The organism is Paraburkholderia sp. 35.1 (assembly GCF_050436525.1).
In the GTDB taxonomy this organism is placed as follows: domain Bacteria; phylum Pseudomonadota; class Gammaproteobacteria; order Burkholderiales; family Burkholderiaceae; genus Paraburkholderia; species Paraburkholderia tuberum.
In genome coordinates this window covers 1,599,779-1,616,510 of record NZ_JBNDMJ010000003.1, presented here as the reverse complement: position 1 = coordinate 1,616,510, position 16,732 = coordinate 1,599,779, and the positions used below count along the sequence as shown (strand labels likewise).

General features: G+C 65.2%; 12 protein-coding genes. 10 read left to right on the top strand and 2 right to left on the bottom strand.

What is annotated here, in order from left to right:
* Positions 1-174: 174 nt before the first annotated feature.
* The 7 genes from pilM to OKW27_RS27535 all read left to right on the top strand — a co-directional run bounded on the left by pilM (position 175) and on the right by OKW27_RS27535 (position 7,589).
* Positions 175-1,164 (top strand): pilus assembly protein PilM, encoded by a 990-nt coding sequence (gene pilM, locus OKW27_RS27565; protein ID WP_090802137.1) that lies wholly within the window; start codon positions 175-177, stop codon positions 1,162-1,164.
* Positions 1,161-1,847: a fimbrial assembly protein gene (locus OKW27_RS27560; RefSeq protein ID WP_429335406.1), complete on the top strand. Its 687-nt coding sequence runs from the start codon at positions 1,161-1,163 to the stop codon at positions 1,845-1,847. The genes pilM and OKW27_RS27560 overlap by 4 nt, the downstream gene beginning before the upstream one ends.
* Positions 1,844-2,776, top strand: coding sequence for a hypothetical protein (locus OKW27_RS27555; RefSeq protein WP_090802134.1), 933 nt, complete (start codon positions 1,844-1,846; stop codon positions 2,774-2,776). The genes OKW27_RS27560 and OKW27_RS27555 overlap by 4 nt, the downstream gene beginning before the upstream one ends.
* Positions 2,773-4,491: a type IV pilus secretin PilQ gene (locus OKW27_RS27550; RefSeq protein ID WP_429335405.1), complete on the top strand. Its 1,719-nt coding sequence runs from the start codon at positions 2,773-2,775 to the stop codon at positions 4,489-4,491. The genes OKW27_RS27555 and OKW27_RS27550 overlap by 4 nt, the downstream gene beginning before the upstream one ends.
* Before the next feature lie 114 nt (positions 4,492-4,605).
* Entirely contained in the window at positions 4,606-5,157 is a 552-nt protein-coding gene (locus OKW27_RS27545; RefSeq protein WP_090802131.1) for a shikimate kinase, read from the top strand.
* Positions 5,158-5,165: 8 nt separating this feature from the next.
* The gene (gene aroB, locus OKW27_RS27540; RefSeq protein ID WP_429335404.1) at positions 5,166-6,242 is read left to right on the top strand and encodes a 3-dehydroquinate synthase; all 1,077 of its coding nucleotides are present in this window, start codon (positions 5,166-5,168) and stop codon (positions 6,240-6,242) included.
* Between the two features lie 144 nt (positions 6,243-6,386).
* On the top strand, positions 6,387-7,589 hold the full coding sequence (locus OKW27_RS27535) for a deoxyguanosinetriphosphate triphosphohydrolase (protein WP_244144944.1): 1,203 nt from the start codon (positions 6,387-6,389) through the stop codon (positions 7,587-7,589).
* A 99-nt stretch (positions 7,590-7,688) separates the two neighbouring features.
* Here OKW27_RS27535 and OKW27_RS27530 read toward each other — a convergent pair whose 3' ends face one another.
* Positions 7,689-8,069, bottom strand: a complete 381-nt coding sequence (locus OKW27_RS27530) for a DUF883 family protein (RefSeq protein ID WP_090802126.1) — start codon at positions 8,067-8,069, stop codon at positions 7,689-7,691.
* 366 nt (positions 8,070-8,435) lie between these two features.
* Positions 8,436-9,161, bottom strand: a complete 726-nt coding sequence (locus OKW27_RS27525; protein WP_187612933.1) for an OmpW/AlkL family protein — start codon at positions 9,159-9,161, stop codon at positions 8,436-8,438.
* A 187-nt stretch (positions 9,162-9,348) separates the two neighbouring features.
* On the opposite strand from OKW27_RS27525, the gene OKW27_RS27520 reads away from it, so the two are divergent.
* The 3 genes from OKW27_RS27520 (at position 9,349) to OKW27_RS27510 (ending at position 16,686) form a co-directional block, all read left to right on the top strand.
* A complete protein-coding gene (locus OKW27_RS27520) occupies positions 9,349-10,056 on the top strand; it encodes a transposase (RefSeq protein WP_013090727.1) in 708 nt (235 codons plus the stop codon).
* A 351-nt stretch (positions 10,057-10,407) separates the two neighbouring features.
* On the top strand, positions 10,408-15,111 hold the full coding sequence (locus OKW27_RS27515; protein ID WP_184070646.1) for a glutamate synthase-related protein: 4,704 nt from the start codon (positions 10,408-10,410) through the stop codon (positions 15,109-15,111).
* Positions 15,112-15,216: 105 nt separating this feature from the next.
* A complete protein-coding gene (locus tag OKW27_RS27510; protein WP_090802122.1) occupies positions 15,217-16,686 on the top strand; it encodes a glutamate synthase subunit beta in 1,470 nt (489 codons plus the stop codon).
* The last annotated feature ends 46 nt before the right edge of the window (positions 16,687-16,732 follow it).

Here is a 16,732-nt window from a genome sequence, read left to right as displayed (position 1 = left end):
CGCGGGAATGACTTCGCTGTAGTCCCAACTGTAGTCGCTTTGATGTTCGCTCGGGGTGGCTTCGCATCCGCGTTAGCCATTCGGCTGAATGTCGTTAGGACGTGCGTCTGCCGACAATGATCCCTCGTTACTCGCGTTCGAATGGTTCGTCGCGTGAGTCAGAGGGAGGGCGGTATGGCCTATAAAAATTCGTGGCTTCAGGCGGTGCGGGAGGGCCGGCAGCGTTTCGCCGCCGGCATCGATGTCGGTTCGCAAAACGTGCGTCTCGTCGTGGTGAGTCAACGCGCCCGAGGCGCGCTGCATCTCGAACATATGAGCACGGTGCCGTTCGCGGCCGGCACCATGGCGGGCGCCGAGATCGTCGATCGGCAGGCCGTCGCGCGGGCGTTGCGCGATGCGTTCGCCGGTTTGCCGCGCGTATGCGCGACGCACGCGCTGCGCTGCGCGATGGCCGTGCCTTCGTCGGCCACGCTGACGACGACAGTGCCGCTCGCGCGGCTCGCCGCTCAGAGCGACTGCGAGGCGGAGGACGGCGGCGTTGCGCTCGCCGGACTTGCGCCCGCGGTGATGGGAGAGGCGGAGCGCATCGCCGGCCTCGAGCGTCATGCGCTCGCGGTCGACTGGTACGTCGACGAGACGCCGTCGCCGGTGCGCTCGGTGAAGATCGCCGCGACCGCGCGCCAGCATCTCGAAGCGCGGATCGAATGCGCCGCGACCGCAGGGATTTCGCTGTCCGCGATCGATGGCGAACCGCACGCGGCATTGCGCGCGCTGCGCCACGCGGCCAGTCGCGAGCTCGACCCGAACGAGCCGTACGCGGCGGTGTGGGTCGGTACGGACGGCGTGTACGGCTGGAGCGTCGTCGATGGCGCGAGCGTCGGCGAGATGCGCTACCCGGCGCCGGAGCATGCCGATCTCGCCGACGCGTTGCGCGATCTCATGCGCGGGCCGGAGTTCGACTGCGCGCTGATTGGCGGCGAAATCGATCTGCTCGACGGCGTCGGCTTTTCACTCGCCGATATTGGCGACGTGCTCGGCTGCTCGGCGCTGCCGTTCGAATGCGCGCTGCTCGGCAGCCACGCGCGGCCGCTCGACGACGCCTTGCTGCACGAGCCGGCTGGCGCGGTCGCGTTTGGGCTCGCGTTGCGCGGGGTGCTGGAATGAGGGCCGTTCTGTCGTTTTCGTCTGGCGTCGCCGCGAGTGCCGATCAGCGCGCCGCTGTACCGTGGCTGGGCGGCTTCAATCTGCTGCCGTATCGCCAACGCAACGCGCGACTCGCGCGGCGCCGCTGTATGCGCGACTGGGCTGTGGCCGCTTGTGTCGGTGCCGCGGGTGTGTTGCTCGTCGCCGGTTGGCAGAGCTTCGCTGCAGCGCGGCTCGATGCGCGGCGCGCGGCGGCCGGGCAGGCGCTGACTCCGCTCGCCGTGCCGCTCGCGGAGCACGCGAAGCTGTCGCGGGCCGAACAGGATGAGCGCGAAGCCGCGGCGCGCGCCGCGAGTCTCGCGAGGCCGCTCGCACATCTGCGCGATCTGCTCGACGCGCTGAGCTTCGAACCCGGCGATCGCGTCGTGTTGCGGCAGTTGCGCCAGCGCGAGTACGAGACTGAATTGCTGGCGACTTCGAGCGGCCATATCGCATCGGCTGAGTGGCTCAAGCGGCTCGGCGCGATCCACGGCGTGCAGGGCGCGGAGATGCGCGATCTGCATCAGCCGACGGGGAAGGGCGGCGCGTCGACGGAACAGGCGATAGGCGGGCCCGTGGAGTTCGATGCGCGCCTGCGCTGGGGCGATCCGCCGCACAAAGCGACGCGCGCCCTGAAGGCCGCACGAACGGGAGGTGCGCGATGAGCACGACCTTTTTCGAGGCGGGTGGTGCGGCGCATGGGTCCGCGGGTTTTTCGCGCTGGGTCAAGCGGGCGCGTATGCCGCTCGAGGCGTGGAGTCGGCGCCGTCGCTGGCTCGTCGCGGCGACGCTTGCCGCGCTCGTGTTCGGCGTCGGCGCGTACGGCTGGAACGCGGCTGATCTCGCCGGACTGGAAGCGAGCCGCGCGGCGCTCGCGGTCAGCACGCAGCGTCTCGCGCACGCGCGGCACACGCTCGCACAGCTGCCGTCGCTGCGCCGTGCAGCCGCGGCGATGCCGGCCACGGCGTCGAGCGCCGTGTCGTGGAACTCCGCCGACGACGTGCGCATCGTCTCCGAGCTGGCCACGCAAAGCGGCGTCGCGCTGCTTGCGGTGGAACCGGGCGCGGCGAGCGGCGAGGGCGTCGAGCGGATGCGCGTGCTGCAGCTCACCGCGCGCACCGACTTCGTTCACCTGATGGCGTTTTTCCACGGGCTCGCGCAACTGCCGGTGCTGATCGTTCCCGTCGACGTGACCGTCAAGCAGGACGGCAAAGGGCTCGCGGTGGCCGCGACGCTGCAGGTGTACGCCGCGCTGCGACCGGTGCCCGACACCCCGGCTGCGAGCGCCGAGGCGAGCCCTGACGCCGACGAGGCTGCCGACGATGACGACGAAGGCCTCGTGTTCTTCGATCCGTTTGCGAAGTCGCAGATCTCCGCGAGCGGCGAGCTGGGCGATGCTTCTGAGTTGCGCCTTGTCGGTTTGCTGCGCGATCGTACCCGCGGGCTCGCGCTGCTCGACACGCCAGACGGCACGACGACGGTCGCGGCTGGGCAACGACTGGGCGTCGAGCGGGTCACACAGCTCGACGCGCTTGGCATTACGCTCGCGAACGGCGGCGCGACGCGCACGCTGACGCTGACGGAGGCGTCATGATGCGCCCGCTCAAGCGATGGAGCGTGGCGACGCTGGGTGTCGGACGCGAGGTCCGCGTCGTCTCGGGACGGTGTTTCGGGCTCTACGTCGCCGCGACGCTGGGTGCCGGCGTCGCCCAGGCAGCGACGCCACTGCTGCCGCCGCCGTTGCCGACTTACGCGGCGCTCGACGACCCGGCCGTATCGGCCAACACCGCCTACGAGACGGCGCCGCTGCCGAGCGGCGGCATCGGCCAGGCGGCGAATCCGTTCGGCGACGTTTCCACGCCAGGCGGGGCCCAGGAGCCGGACACGCTCCAGCCGGCCGCGCGTTCCGCGATAGCGCCCGACGCCTCCCCGGACGACCTCGCCAACGGCCCGATGCCGCCGCCTTCGCCAACACAACCCGCCACCCCGGCTCGCGACGACAGTGCCGGCACGCCTGGTCTCGAAGGCCCGCCGGTCCCGCTGCCGCCGCGGCCGCGCCTCGCCGACGCATCGGCCAGTGCGGACTGGGGCCTTCCCGCGGGCAACGAGCCGATCTCGCTGAGCTTTCAGCGTGCGCAACTTGGCGCGGTCCTGAAAGCGTTCGCCGAGTTCACCGGCCTGAACATCGTCGCCAGCGCCAAAGTGCGCGGCGCCGTGTCGATACGTCTCGACAAGGTGCCGTGGCGCACCGCGTTCGACACCTTGCTCGATGTCAATAATCTGGCGATGGAGCGCCACGGCAACGTAATCTGGGTCGCGCCTGCCGCCGAGCTCGCCGCGCGCGAACGTCAGCGCTTCGAAGCCCACGCGCGCGCCGCGGACCTCGAGCCGCTCGTGAGCCGCACCTTCGAGCTGCACTACGCGCATGCCGAGGACGTCCGTCGCCTGCTGACCGGTTCCGGCACCCAGCGCGTGCTGTCCAAACGTGGCGCCGTCACCGCTGATCCGCGCACCAACCTGCTGTTCGTCACCGATCTCGCGGGGCGGCTCGAGCAGATCGCGGCGCTGATCGCTTCCGTCGACCGGCCGACTCGCCAGGTGCTGATCGAGGCTCAGATCGTCGAAGGCGACCAGGGCTTTTCGCGCAATCTCGGGGTGCGGCTGTCGCTCGCCGGCACCAGTGCGGACGGTACGTCGAGAGGGCTGACGGGTGGGACGGACGGCTCCGTGTACGATCTGTCGGCCCGACCGATCTCCGGATTCGATGCCGCGACCGCCGGCCTCACGCTGTTCGCGGCTCACGCGACCCGGCTGCTGAATATCGAACTCTCGGCGCTCGAGTCCGAAGGGCATGGGAAAATCGTGTCGAGCCCACGGGTCGTCACCGCGGACCGGATGAAGGCGATCGTCGAGCAGGGCACCGAACTGCCGTATCAGGCGAAGGTCGGCCAGGGCGTATCGGGCGTGCAGTTTCGTCGGGCGACGCTCAAACTGGAGGTCGAGCCGCAGATCATGCCGGATGGCCGCGTGGTGCTCGATCTCGACGTCGCGAAGGACAGCGTCGGCGAGCAGACCGACGCCGGGCCCGCGATCAACACCAAGCACGTGCAAACGCGCGTCGAGGTCGAGGACGGTGGTACGGTGTCGATCGGCGGAATTTACGAGACCGACGACCGTGACGACGTCGAGCGGGTGCCCCTCCTCGGCAAAATACCGGTTCTGGGCGCATTGTTCCGCCATCGGACTCATCGCGACACGCGTAGCGAACTGGCGGTTTTCATCACGCCGCGCGTGGTGCGGGAAAATTAGGGCATATAGGGCACGCATGCACCGCCGTCCGCCGGCGGCGCGCAGGCTCGACAAGGCAGCCGCTTTGCCAGTAAGCTGCGGCACGAACTACACCGGATTAGCCAGAGGACACCGTTGCAAGCGCGGGACGCACACGCCAATGTTTTTTTCGTAGGGCTCATGGGGGCAGGAAAAACCACTGTGGGTCGGGCGGTTGCGCGCCGTCTCGAGCGCCCGTTCTTCGATTCCGACCATGAAATCGAGGCGCGCACGGGCGCGCGCATTCCCGTGATCTTCGAGCTCGAGGGCGAAGCGGGCTTTCGCGATCGCGAAGCGAGCGTGATCTCCGAGCTGACCGGGCGCGACAATATCGTGCTCGCGACCGGCGGCGGTGCAGTCCTGCGGCCGGAAAACCGCGAAGCGTTGAAAAGCCGTGGCCTCGTGATCTATCTGCGCGCCAATCCGCATGACCTGTGGCTGCGCACGCGGCGCGACAAGAATCGCCCGCTGCTGCAAACGGAAGACCCCAAGGCGCGCCTCGAAGCGCTCTATGAAGTGCGCGACCCGCTGTACCGCGAATGCGCGCACTTCGTGATCGAAACCGGCCGGCCCTCGGTCAACGGACTCGTCAACATGGTTCTGATGCAGCTCGAGATGGCCGGCGTCGCCAAACATCCTGCTTCATAATGGACCGTATGATTACCGTCAACGTCGAACTGGGCGAGCGCGCCTACCCCATCCATATCGGTGCCGGCCTGATCGGCCAGACCGCGCTGTTCGCGCCGCATATCGCCGGCAACTCGGTCACGATCGTCACCAATAGCACCGTCGATCCGCTCTACGGCGACAAGCTGCGCGCAGCGCTTGCGCCGCTGAACAAGCAGGTGTCCACGGTGATTTTGCCGGACGGCGAAGCACACAAGAATCTGCAGACGCTGAACCTGATCTTCGACGCGCTGCTCGGCTCGCGCGCCGACCGCAAGACCACGCTGATCGCGCTCGGTGGCGGTGTGATCGGCGACATGACCGGGTTTGCCGCCGCCTGCTACATGCGCGGCGTGCCGTTCATCCAGGTGCCGACCACGTTGCTGTCGCAGGTGGATTCGTCGGTCGGCGGCAAGACCGGCATCAATCATCCGCTGGGCAAGAATATGATCGGCGCGTTCTACCAGCCTCGGGCGGTGATCGCGGACATCGGCGCATTGCGTACGTTGCCCGAACGCGAACTCGCGGCGGGCATCGCCGAGGTCATCAAGACCGGCGCAATCGCCGAGGCCGGATTCTTCAGCTGGATCGAGGCCAATATCGAGGCTTTGAACCGCTGCGAACCGGAGGCGTTGACCGAGGCAGTCAAACGCTCGTGCGAGATCAAGGCGTCGGTGGTGGCGCAGGACGAGCGCGAAGGTGGTCTGCGCGCGATCCTCAACTTCGGTCACACGTTCGGCCACGCGATCGAAGCCGGACTCGGCTATGGCGAGTGGCTGCACGGCGAGGCGGTCGGCTGCGGAATGGTGATGGCGGCGGATCTGTCGGTGAGGCTCGGCCATCTCGATGAAGCGTCGCGCAAGCGGCTCGTCGACGTCGTGCTTGCCGCGCATCTGCCCACTCGTGCTCCCGCGCTCGGCGCGGATCGTTACATCGAGCTGATGCAGATCGACAAGAAGGCGGAAGCCGGCGCGATCAAGTTCATTCTGCTGAAGCGTTTCGGTGAGACACTGATCACCCGCGCGCCCGACGCCGACGTGCATGCGACGCTGGCCGCCGCCATCTAGATTCAACACGGCCCTGCAGCTACGCTTCACGCACCCGCGTCACGAGGCGCCGCCCATGTTTCGGAGGACCCGGTGACTGACAGGCGCAGCGACGATATCCAGCATGACACGACGAGCGCGCGCGCAGGCGCCGGGAACGGCGTCATCGCCGCCACGGCCAGCACCGCGGATGCCGCTGCCGCGGTTGCCACACCCGCCGTCCCCGCGCCGACCCAGCAGGCGCTCGAAGCGCATCTCGCGCCGTACGCGGCGCATTCGAGCCAGTCGCGTGGGCGTCGCTATGCGGAAACCGCGCCGAGCGCGCGTACCGAGTTTCAGCGCGACCGCGACCGCATCGTCCACTCGACCGCATTCCGGCGGCTCGAATACAAGACGCAGGTATTCGTCAACCACGAGGGCGACCTGTTTCGCACGCGCCTCACCCATAGCCTCGAAGTTGCGCAGATCGCGCGCTCGGTTGCGCGCAATCTGCGCGTCAATGAAGATCTCGTCGAAGCGATTTCGCTGGCGCACGATCTCGGCCATACGCCGTTCGGCCATGCCGGCCAGGATGCATTGAACGAATGCATGCGCGAGCATGGCGGCTTCGAGCACAACCTGCAGAGCCTCACGGTCGTCGACGAACTTGAAGAGCACTATGGAGCGTTCAATGGGTTGAACCTGTGCTTCGAGACGCGCGAGGGCATTCTCAAGCATTGCTCACGCGACAACGCGCGCCGGCTCGGCACATTGGGCGAGCGCTTTCTCGAAGGGCGGCAACCGTCGCTCGAAGCGCAGATCGCCAACGTCGCCGACGAAATCGCGTACAACAATCACGACGTCGACGACGGTCTGCGCTCCGGTCTGCTGTCGCTCGAGCAGCTCGCCGAAGTGGAACTCTGGCAGACGCACTGCGAGGCGGCGCGCGGCGACTATCCGCAGATCGAGGGGCGTCGGCTGATTCACGAGACGGTGCGGCGCGTGATCAATACGCTGATCGTCGATCTGATCGAAACGACGCGGGCCAATCTCGCGCGCTACGCGCCGGCGTCACTCGACGACGTACGCGCGGCGCCACCGCTCGTCGCGCACAGTGATGCGATCGCCGCGCAGGCCGCGGCGCTCAAGCGCTTCCTGTTCAGAAACATGTACCGTCACTATCGCGTGATGCGCATGGCCAACAAGGCACGCCGCGTCGTGGTCGGCCTGTTCGACGCGTTCACCGACGACCCGCGGCTGCTGCCGCCGGACTATCAGTCGGCCGATGCGACGCGTCAGCCGCGTTTGATCGCGCATTACATCGCGGGGATGACCGATCGTTACGCGCTGAAGGAGTATCGGCGGCTGTTCGTGATCGACGACAACTAGGCGCGAGCGGCTGGGCGCGGCAAGCGGTGTAACGTTCAGCCTTCGCATCGAGCGGCCGTCGCGCCCCTTGCCAGCACCGTCAAACCGGGCACGCCAGCGTCATCGCGAACGGGACGCGAACAGCGCCCCCAGCACCAGCGCAAGCCCGCCGACGATCGCAATCGTCTGCCACGGATTTTCATGCACGTAGTGATCGGCGTCCGAGATCGCGACGCCCGCACGATCGCGCATCGCGTCGCGCGTGTCGTTCAGCCGCTCGCGCGCGGCGTCCAACTGTTTGCGCAGCCTGCCGCGCAGGGCCACGGCGTCGGCCTGCGTGCCGTCGGCCAAGGTCGATTCGAGTTCCGACAGCAGGGTGCGCAACTCGACCGCGATGTCTTCGGCCGCGTGGCGGCTGTGGCGAGCGATGCGCCGCGCGCGGCGACTCGCGCTGGTCCAGGATTCGCCGAGGGCGTCTCGCGTATTTGGAAGTGCTGTCATGGTCGCTCCGTCGATGAGTTGAAAGGCCCCGCGCATCGTCGCGCGGACACGCTATGCGCAGACGCAGTATCACGTCGTCGCATAGGAAACGCCATCTAAACGCAACTTCGATGCCAAGCGCTGCATCGCCGGTACCGCTGCACGCGTGCGGCTCGCGACAGGATGGGGCGTGCCCGGATCGTCGCCGATTTTGCACATGGACGCGCCGAATTCGCGTCAAATTTACAAACGCTGATGCCGGATGACGCTGCCACCCCGATGCAACAGAGACGCCAAATGCAAACGCCGTGATCGGTTCGATGACGGCGTTCCCAAGGTCGCGAAAATTCGACTACCCTAATTTAAGCTACCCGCTCTAGCGAAGCGTTAGAAACGGTAACCGACGTTGACGTAAGTGACGATCGGGTTCAGCTTGATCTTGGTTTGCGATTGCACGGTCAGCGTGCCGACCGGCGTGGCCGATGCCGAACTGAGCTTTGCGGTCGTGCTGAGCGGCAGGTACGAGATCGACACGCCGGCGAACCAATGCTGATTGAAGGCGTACGTGAAGCCCGCATTAAACACAGGTTCCCACGAACTATCCGTCGACACACTGGTCGGACCATGCAGAACGTTGGCTACGAATGCGCTGTTGGAAATGTGTGCGTCGGTGAACCAGATGCGGCTCACACCGAGACCGAGATACGGGCGGAACGAAGCGGTCGGCGCGTTGAAGTAGTACTTGAACAGCAGCGTCGGGCTCCACTGTTTGGCCTGCCCGAGCTTGCCGAACTGCGCGAAGCTGCCCGTGCCGTACAGATCGAAAGTAGGGGGGACGCCAATGACGAATTCGGTTGCGATATGGTCGGTGACGAAGTAGCCGGCGGTGAAACCGATGGTATCGGCCGAACTCAGCGAGGCGCCGGTGTTGGCTTCGGTGATGTTGGTTGGGCTACCGCCAATGCTGGTCACGGTCAGTGGGTCGCTGCTCGATTGGGGCGCAAGATGGAACCAGCCCGTCGAGAAGTAAATGGTGCCGGCCGATTGTGCGTGCGCTGCCGTGCTCATGCAGGCTAGCACTGCCATCCCCGTTACGGCCTGTTTTAATTTCATATGTGCTCCTCCAAAAAAGGCCCGCTCATTATGACTACAACGTTTGAAACAAACCATACGCGGCGGTTAGAGTTTTCTCCCTAAGCACCGCGTGGTTTCTGGCTTGGCCGCATGGCGCCGAACCTTGCGCCCATGCGGCTCTTCGGACCTTCGGGTATATACCAACGCGACTATTGGACACTCCAGCATGGCACGGCTTGCACGTCTTTATGTCCCCGACCAGCCGCAGCACGTCATCCTCCGCGGGCTCGACCAGCAGCCCGCCTTCGTCGACGACCAGGACTACGAGCTTTTCATCGACTGTCTGAAGGCGGCCTCCCGGGACCATCACCTTTCGATCCACGCTTACGCCTTGATGCCGGGCGCCGTGCAACTGCTCGTCACGCCCACCGAGGAGTCGAGCCTGCCCAAGGCGATGCAGGCCGTCGGGCGGCGCTATGTCGCGCACTTCAACCGGCGCTATGCGCGTCGCGGCACCTTGTGGGAAGGCCGTTACCGGGCCACCGTGATCGAGGGTGAACGCTACTTCCTGCTTGCGAGCCGGGTCGTGGAAATGTGTCCGGTGCGCTTGCAGCTGGTCAACGCGGCCGAGGATTATCGCTGGTCGAGCTACCGTCATCACATCGGCCTCACCCTCGACAGTCTGATCACGGATCACCCCCTTTACTGGTCGCTCGGCAATACGCCGTTCGAGCGACAGCGTGCTTATCGCGAACTGTGCGAGCAGCCGCTCGACGAGCGCGAGGCAAGTCAGCTCCAGCAAGCCACGTTGAAGGGCTGGGTGCTCGGCAGCGACACGTACCGCGAATGGGCGGCGCGCGCCGCCAACCGACGTGTGTCACCCCTACCGCGTGGCCGGCCACGCAAGGTGCGCGAGACGCCGCATACGCAGTGAGGCGACGGCAGGGCGATACCCGGCGGCGCCGATAGAGCCGCTTTAAATCCGATTAAAGTGTTTTGCATCAAGGGACTGCATGAAGACGGCACGTCGGATGCCGTTTTCTTTTGCCCCAAATTGATGTGGCACCAATAAAAAATAACCGCACTGCACCAATTTGATAATCGGGGTCCTATCATTAGGTTTTATTTGCTATTTCCTTGATTCGTCGCGTATATTCCGATTTCCGACGCTTTTCGTCCCGCGCAGTCTTGCTGCGAGAAGAGCGCCGTCGTAATCGCGAAGCGCACTGCGGCAAAAACACAATGGTTTAACGGCCTGTCCGGCCTCCTCACAGACGGTGTCCCCATGAACGACCACCAGCAACCGATTCACCCGGTTCCCGCCGCCCAAGGTCTGTACGACCCGCAAAACGAGCATGATGCCTGCGGCGTCGGCTTCGTCGCCCATATCAAGGGCCACAAGAGTCACGAAATCATCCAGCAGGGCCTGAAGATTCTCGAGAACCTCGATCACCGGGGCGCCGTCGGCGCCGATCCGCTGATGGGCGACGGCGCGGGCATCCTGATCCAGATTCCGGACGGCTTCTATCGCGAAGAGATGGCCCGGCAGGGCGTGACGCTGCCGCCGGCTGGCGAATACGGCGTCGGCATGATTTTCCTGCCGAAGGAGCACGCGTCGCGCATCGCCTGCGAACAGGAGCTCGAGCGCACGGTGAAGGCCGAGGGTCAGGTCGTGCTCGGCTGGCGCGACGTGCCGGTCGACCACGCCATGCCGATCTCGCCGACCGTGAAGGCGAGCGAGCCGCTGATCCGCCAGATCTTTATCGGCCGCGGCAAGGACATCATGGTGACCGACGCGCTTGAGCGGAAGCTGTACATCATCCGCAAGACCGCGAGCCATCGCATCCAGGCGCTGAAGCTCAAGCACGGCAAGGAATACTTCGTGCCGTCGATGTCGGCGCGCACGGTCGTCTACAAGGGTCTGCTGCTGGCGGGCCAGGTCGGCGTGTACTACCGCGACTTGCAGGACGACCGCACCATCTCGGCGCTCGCACTCGTGCACCAGCGCTTCTCGACCAACACGTTCCCGGCGTGGGAACTGGCTCACCCGTACCGCATGATCGCCCACAACGGCGAAATCAACACGGTGAAGGGCAACGTCAACTGGCTGAACGCGCGTACCGGCGCGATCGCCTCGCACGTACTCGGCGACGATCTGCCGAAGCTGTGGCCGCTGATCTATCCGGGCCAATCGGATACGGCATCGTTCGACAACTGTCTCGAACTGCTGGTGATGGCCGGCTACCCGCTCGTCCACGCGATGATGATGATGATTCCGGAAGCCTGGGAACAGCACACGCTGATGGACGAAAATCGCCGCGCGTTCTACGAATACCACGCCGCCATGATGGAGCCGTGGGACGGCCCCGCCGCCATCGCGTTCACCGACGGCCGCCAGATCGGCGCGACGCTCGACCGTAACGGTCTGCGCCCGGCGCGCTACATCGTCACCGACGACGACCTCGTCATCATGGCGTCGGAAGCCGGCACGTTGCCTATTTCCGAGTCGAAAATCGTCAAGAAGTGGCGTCTGCAGCCGGGCAAGATGTTCCTGATCGACATGGAGCACGGCCGCATCATCGACGACAAGGAACTGAAGGACAACCTCGCGAACGCCAAGCCGTACAAGAGCTGGATCGACGCCGTGCGCATCAAGCTCGACGAGATCGAGGCGAAGGCCGAAGACGTCGTGACGGAACGCCGCGAAGCTGCTGCGCTGCTGGATCGCCAGCAGGCGTTCGGCTACACCCAGGAAGACCTGAAGTTCCTGATGGCGCCGATGGCGCAAGCGGGCGAGGAAGCCGTCGGCTCGATGGGCAACGACTCGCCGCTCGCGGTCATGTCCAACAAGAACAAGACGCTCTATCACTACTTCAAGCAGCTGTTCGCGCAGGTCACGAACCCGCCGATCGACCCGATCCGTGAAAACATGGTGATGTCGCTCGTGTCGTTCATCGGCCCGAAGCCGAACCTGCTCGACACGAACAATATCAACCCGCCGATGCGTCTCGAAGTGTCGCAGCCGGTGCTCGACTTCAAGGACATCGCGAAGATCCGCGCGATCGATCAGTACACGGGCGGCAAGTTCAGCTCGTACGAACTGAACATCTGCTATCCGGTCGCCTGGGGCAAGGAAGGCATCGAGGCACGCCTTGCGTCGCTGTGCGCGGAAGCCGTCGATGCGGTCAAGTCCGGCTACAACATGCTGATCGTGTCGGACCGCAAGACCGACCGCGACAACGTCGCGATTCCGGCGCTGCTCGCTACGGCCGCGATCCACACGCACCTCGTGCAGCAGGGTCTGCGCACGAGCACGGGTCTCGTCGTCGAGACCGGTTCGGCGCGTGAAACGCACCACTTCGCGCTGCTCGCGGGCTATGGCGCGGAAGCCGTGCACCCGTACCTCGCGATGGAAACGCTGAGCCAGCTCGCGGCCGGCCTGAAGGGCGACCTGTCGGCGGAGAAGGCGGTCTACAACTTCACGAAGGCAGTCGGCAAGGGCCTGCAGAAGGTCATGTCGAAGATGGGTATTTCGACCTACATGTCGTACACCGGCGCGCAGATTTTCGAAGCGGTCGGTCTCGCCGCGGATCTGGTGTCGAAGTACTTCCACGGCACGTCGTCGAAAGTCGGCGGCATTGGTCTGTTCGACGTCGCGGAAGAAGCGATCCGTTTGCATCGCGAAGCATTCGGCGACAACCCGGTCCTCGCGAACATGCTCGACGCGGGCGGCGAGTACGCGTACCGCGTGCGCGGCGAAGAACACATGTGGACGCCGGATGCGATCGCCAAGCTGCAGCACTCGGCGCGCAGCAACTCGTACCAGACGTACAAGGAATACGCGCATCTGATCAACGATCAGACCAAGCGCCACATGACTTTCCGCGGCCTGTTCGAGTTCAAGTTCGATCCGACCAAGGCGATCCCGCTCGACGAAGTCGAACCGGCGAAGGAAATCGTCAAGCGTTTCGCGACCGGCGCAATGTCGATGGGCTCGATCAGCACCGAAGCGCACGCCACGCTCGCCGTCGCGATGAACCGCATCGGCGGCAAGTCGAACACCGGTGAAGGCGGTGAAGACGCGAACCGTTATCGCAACGAACTGCGCGGCATTCCGATCAAGAACGGCGACACGATGAAGTCCGTGATCGGCGACGAAGTGGTCGTCGACATTCCGTTGAAGGAAGGCGATTCGCTGCGCTCGCGCATCAAGCAGGTCGCGTCGGGCCGCTTCGGCGTGACGGCGGAGTACCTCGCGTCGGCCGACCAGATCCAGATCAAGATGGCGCAGGGCGCGAAGCCGGGCGAGGGCGGTCAGCTGCCGGGTCACAAGGTGTCGGACTACATCGGCAAGCTGCGGTACTCGGTGCCGGGCGTCGGCCTGATTTCGCCGCCGCCGCACCACGACATCTACTCGATCGAAGATCTGGCGCAGCTGATTCACGATCTGAAGAACGTGAACGCGTCGTCGAGCATCTCGGTGAAGCTCGTGTCGGAGTCGGGCGTCGGTACGGTTGCCGCGGGTGTCGCGAAGGCGAAGGCCGACCACGTCGTGATCGCCGGTCATGACGGCGGCACGGGTGCATCGCCGCTGTCGTCGATCAAGCATGCGGGCACGCCGTGGGAACTGGGTCTCGCCGAAACTCAGCAGACGCTGGTGCTGAACCGGCTGCGCGGCCGTATCCGCGTGCAGGCTGACGGTCAGATGAAGACCGGCCGCGACGTCGTGATCGGCGCGCTGCTCGGCGCTGACGAGTTCGGCTTCGCGACGGCGCCGCTCGTCGTCGAAGGCTGTATCATGATGCGCAAGTGCCATCTGAACACGTGCCCGGTCGGCGTCGCGACGCAAGATCCGGTGCTGCGCGCGAAGTTCCAGGGCCAGCCGGAACACGTCGTGAACTTCTTCTTCTTCATTGCGGAAGAGGCGCGCGAAATCATGGCGCAACTCGGTATCCGCAAGTTCGACGACCTGATCGGTCGCGCGGAACTGCTCGACACGAAGAAGGGTATCGAGCACTGGAAGGCGAAGGGCCTCGACTTCTCGCGTGTGTTCTACCAGCCGCAAGTGCCGGCTGAAGTCGCGCGCAAGCACGTCGACGTGCAGGATCACGGCCTCGACCGCGCGCTCGACCACACGCTGATCGAGAAGGCGAAGGCCGCGATCGAGAAAGGCGAGCACGTGTCGTTCATCCAGCCGGTGCGCAACGTGAACCGCACGGTCGGCGCGATGCTGTCGGGCACGATCGCGAAGAAGTACGGCCACGAAGGACTCGCGGACGACGCGATCCACATCCAGTTGAAGGGCACCGCGGGTCAGAGCTTCGGCGCGTTCCTCGCGAAGGGCATCACGCTGGATCTGGTCGGCGACGGCAACGACTACGTGGGCAAGGGCCTGTCGGGCGGCCGCATCATCATCCGTCCGACCAACGATTTCCGCGGCAAGTCGGAAGAGAACATCATCTGCGGCAACACGGTGATGTACGGCGCGATCGAAGGCGAAGCCTTCTTCCGCGGCGTGGCCGGCGAGCGTTTCTGCGTGCGTAACTCGGGCGCGACGGCGGTCGTCGAAGGCACGGGCGACCACGGTTGCGAATACATGACGGGCGGCACGGTCGTCGTGCTCGGCGAGACGGGCCGTAACTTCGCGGCCGGTATGTCGGGCGGCATCGCGTACGTGTTCGATCCGGACGGCATGTTCGCGAGCAAGTGCAACAAGTCGATGGTCGCGCTCGAACCGGTGCTGCAACAGGCCGAACAGGAGCGCACGGTCGATCAGGGCGTGTGGCATCGCGGCACGACCGACGAAGCGCTGCTCAAGGGGCTCATCGAGCGTCACTTCCAGTTCACGGGCTCTCCGCGCGCGAAGGCGCTGCTCGAAAACTGGGACGCGGCACGCCGTCAGTTCGTGAAGGTGTTCCCGACCGAATACAAGCGCGCGCTCGGCGAACTCGCCGCGAAGAAGGCGAACAGCGAAGTGCTCGCCGCCTGAGCTGCCTTCACGGAAGTCAACTTTAGACGTACCCGCCGCGTTCCGACCAATCGACGCGCGGCGGGTCCAGATTACCCCCTAGATACAGATAGAGAAGAGAACCACATGGGCAAGGCAACCGGTTTTCTCGAGTTCGAACGTCGCCACGAGACGTACGAGGCTCCGCTCACGCGTGTGAAGCACTACAAGGAATTCGTCGCGGCACTGACCGACGACGAAGCGAAGATTCAAGGCGCGCGTTGCATGGACTGCGGCATCCCGTTCTGCAACAGCGGCTGCCCGGTCAACAACATCATCCCGGACTTCAACGACCTGGTGTTCCGTCAGGACTGGAAGAACGCGATCGAAGTGCTGCATTCGACCAACAACTTCCCCGAGTTCACGGGCCGCATCTGTCCGGCGCCGTGCGAAGCGGCGTGCACGCTCGGCATCAACGACGATCCGGTCGGCATCAAGTCGATCGAGCACGCGATCATCGACAAAGCCTGGACCGAAGGCTGGGTCGCGCCGCAGACGCCGAAGCACAAGACCGGCAAGAAGGTCGCCGTGGTCGGCTCGGGCCCCGCGGGTCTCGCGGCCGCGCAGCAGCTCGCGCGCGCCGGTCATGACGTGACCGTGTTCGAGAAGAACGACCGGATCGGCGGCCTGCTGCGTTACGGCATCCCCGACTTCAAACTGGAGAAGTGGCAGATCGACCGCCGCATGCGCCAGATGGAAGGCGAAGGCGTGACGTTCCGCACCAACGTGTTCATCGGCAAGCCTGACTCGCTGCCGGCGCACATCGGCAACACCGCGAAGGAAACCATCACGCCGGCCGAGCTGAACGAACAGTTCGACGCGGTCGTGATCGCCGGTGGTTCGGAAATGCCGCGTGATCTGCCGGTGCCGGGCCGCGAGCTCGAAGGCGTGTACTACGCGATGGAATTCCTGCCGCAGCAGAACAAGGTCAACGCCGGCGACAAAGTGCCGAACCAGCTCGTCGCGAAGGGCAAGCACGTCGTCGTGATCGGCGGCGGCGATACCGGTTCCGACTGCGTGGGCACGTCGAACCGTCACGGCGCGAAGAGCGTCACGCAATTCGAACTGCTGCCGCAGCCGCCGGAAGAAGAGAACAAGCCGCTCGTATGGCCGTACTGGCCGATCAAGCTGCGCACGTCGTCGTCGCATGAGGAAGGCTGCGAGCGCGACTGGGCGGTCGCGACCAAGCGTCTCGAAGGCAAGAACGGCAAGGTCGAGAAGCTGATCGCCGCGCGCGTCGAATGGAAGGACGGCAAGATGGTCGAAGTGCCGAACTCCGAATTCGAAATGAAGGCCGACCTCGTGCTGCTCGCGATGGGCTTCACGCAGCCGGTGTCGCCGGTGCTCGAAGCGTTCGGCGTCGACAAGGATGCGCGCGGCAACGTGCGCGCCACGACCGAGGGCGACAAGGCGTACTACACGTCGGTGAACAAGGTGTTCACGGCAGGCGACATGCGCCGTGGCCAGTCGCTCGTGGTGTGGGCGATTCGCGAAGGCCGTCAGTGCGCACGTTCGGTCGATGCGTTCCTGATGGGGCATTCGGAACTGCCGCGTTAAGCGTCTTCAGCCGGTGTGCGTGCCTGGCGTTCCATGCCGCGCGCGC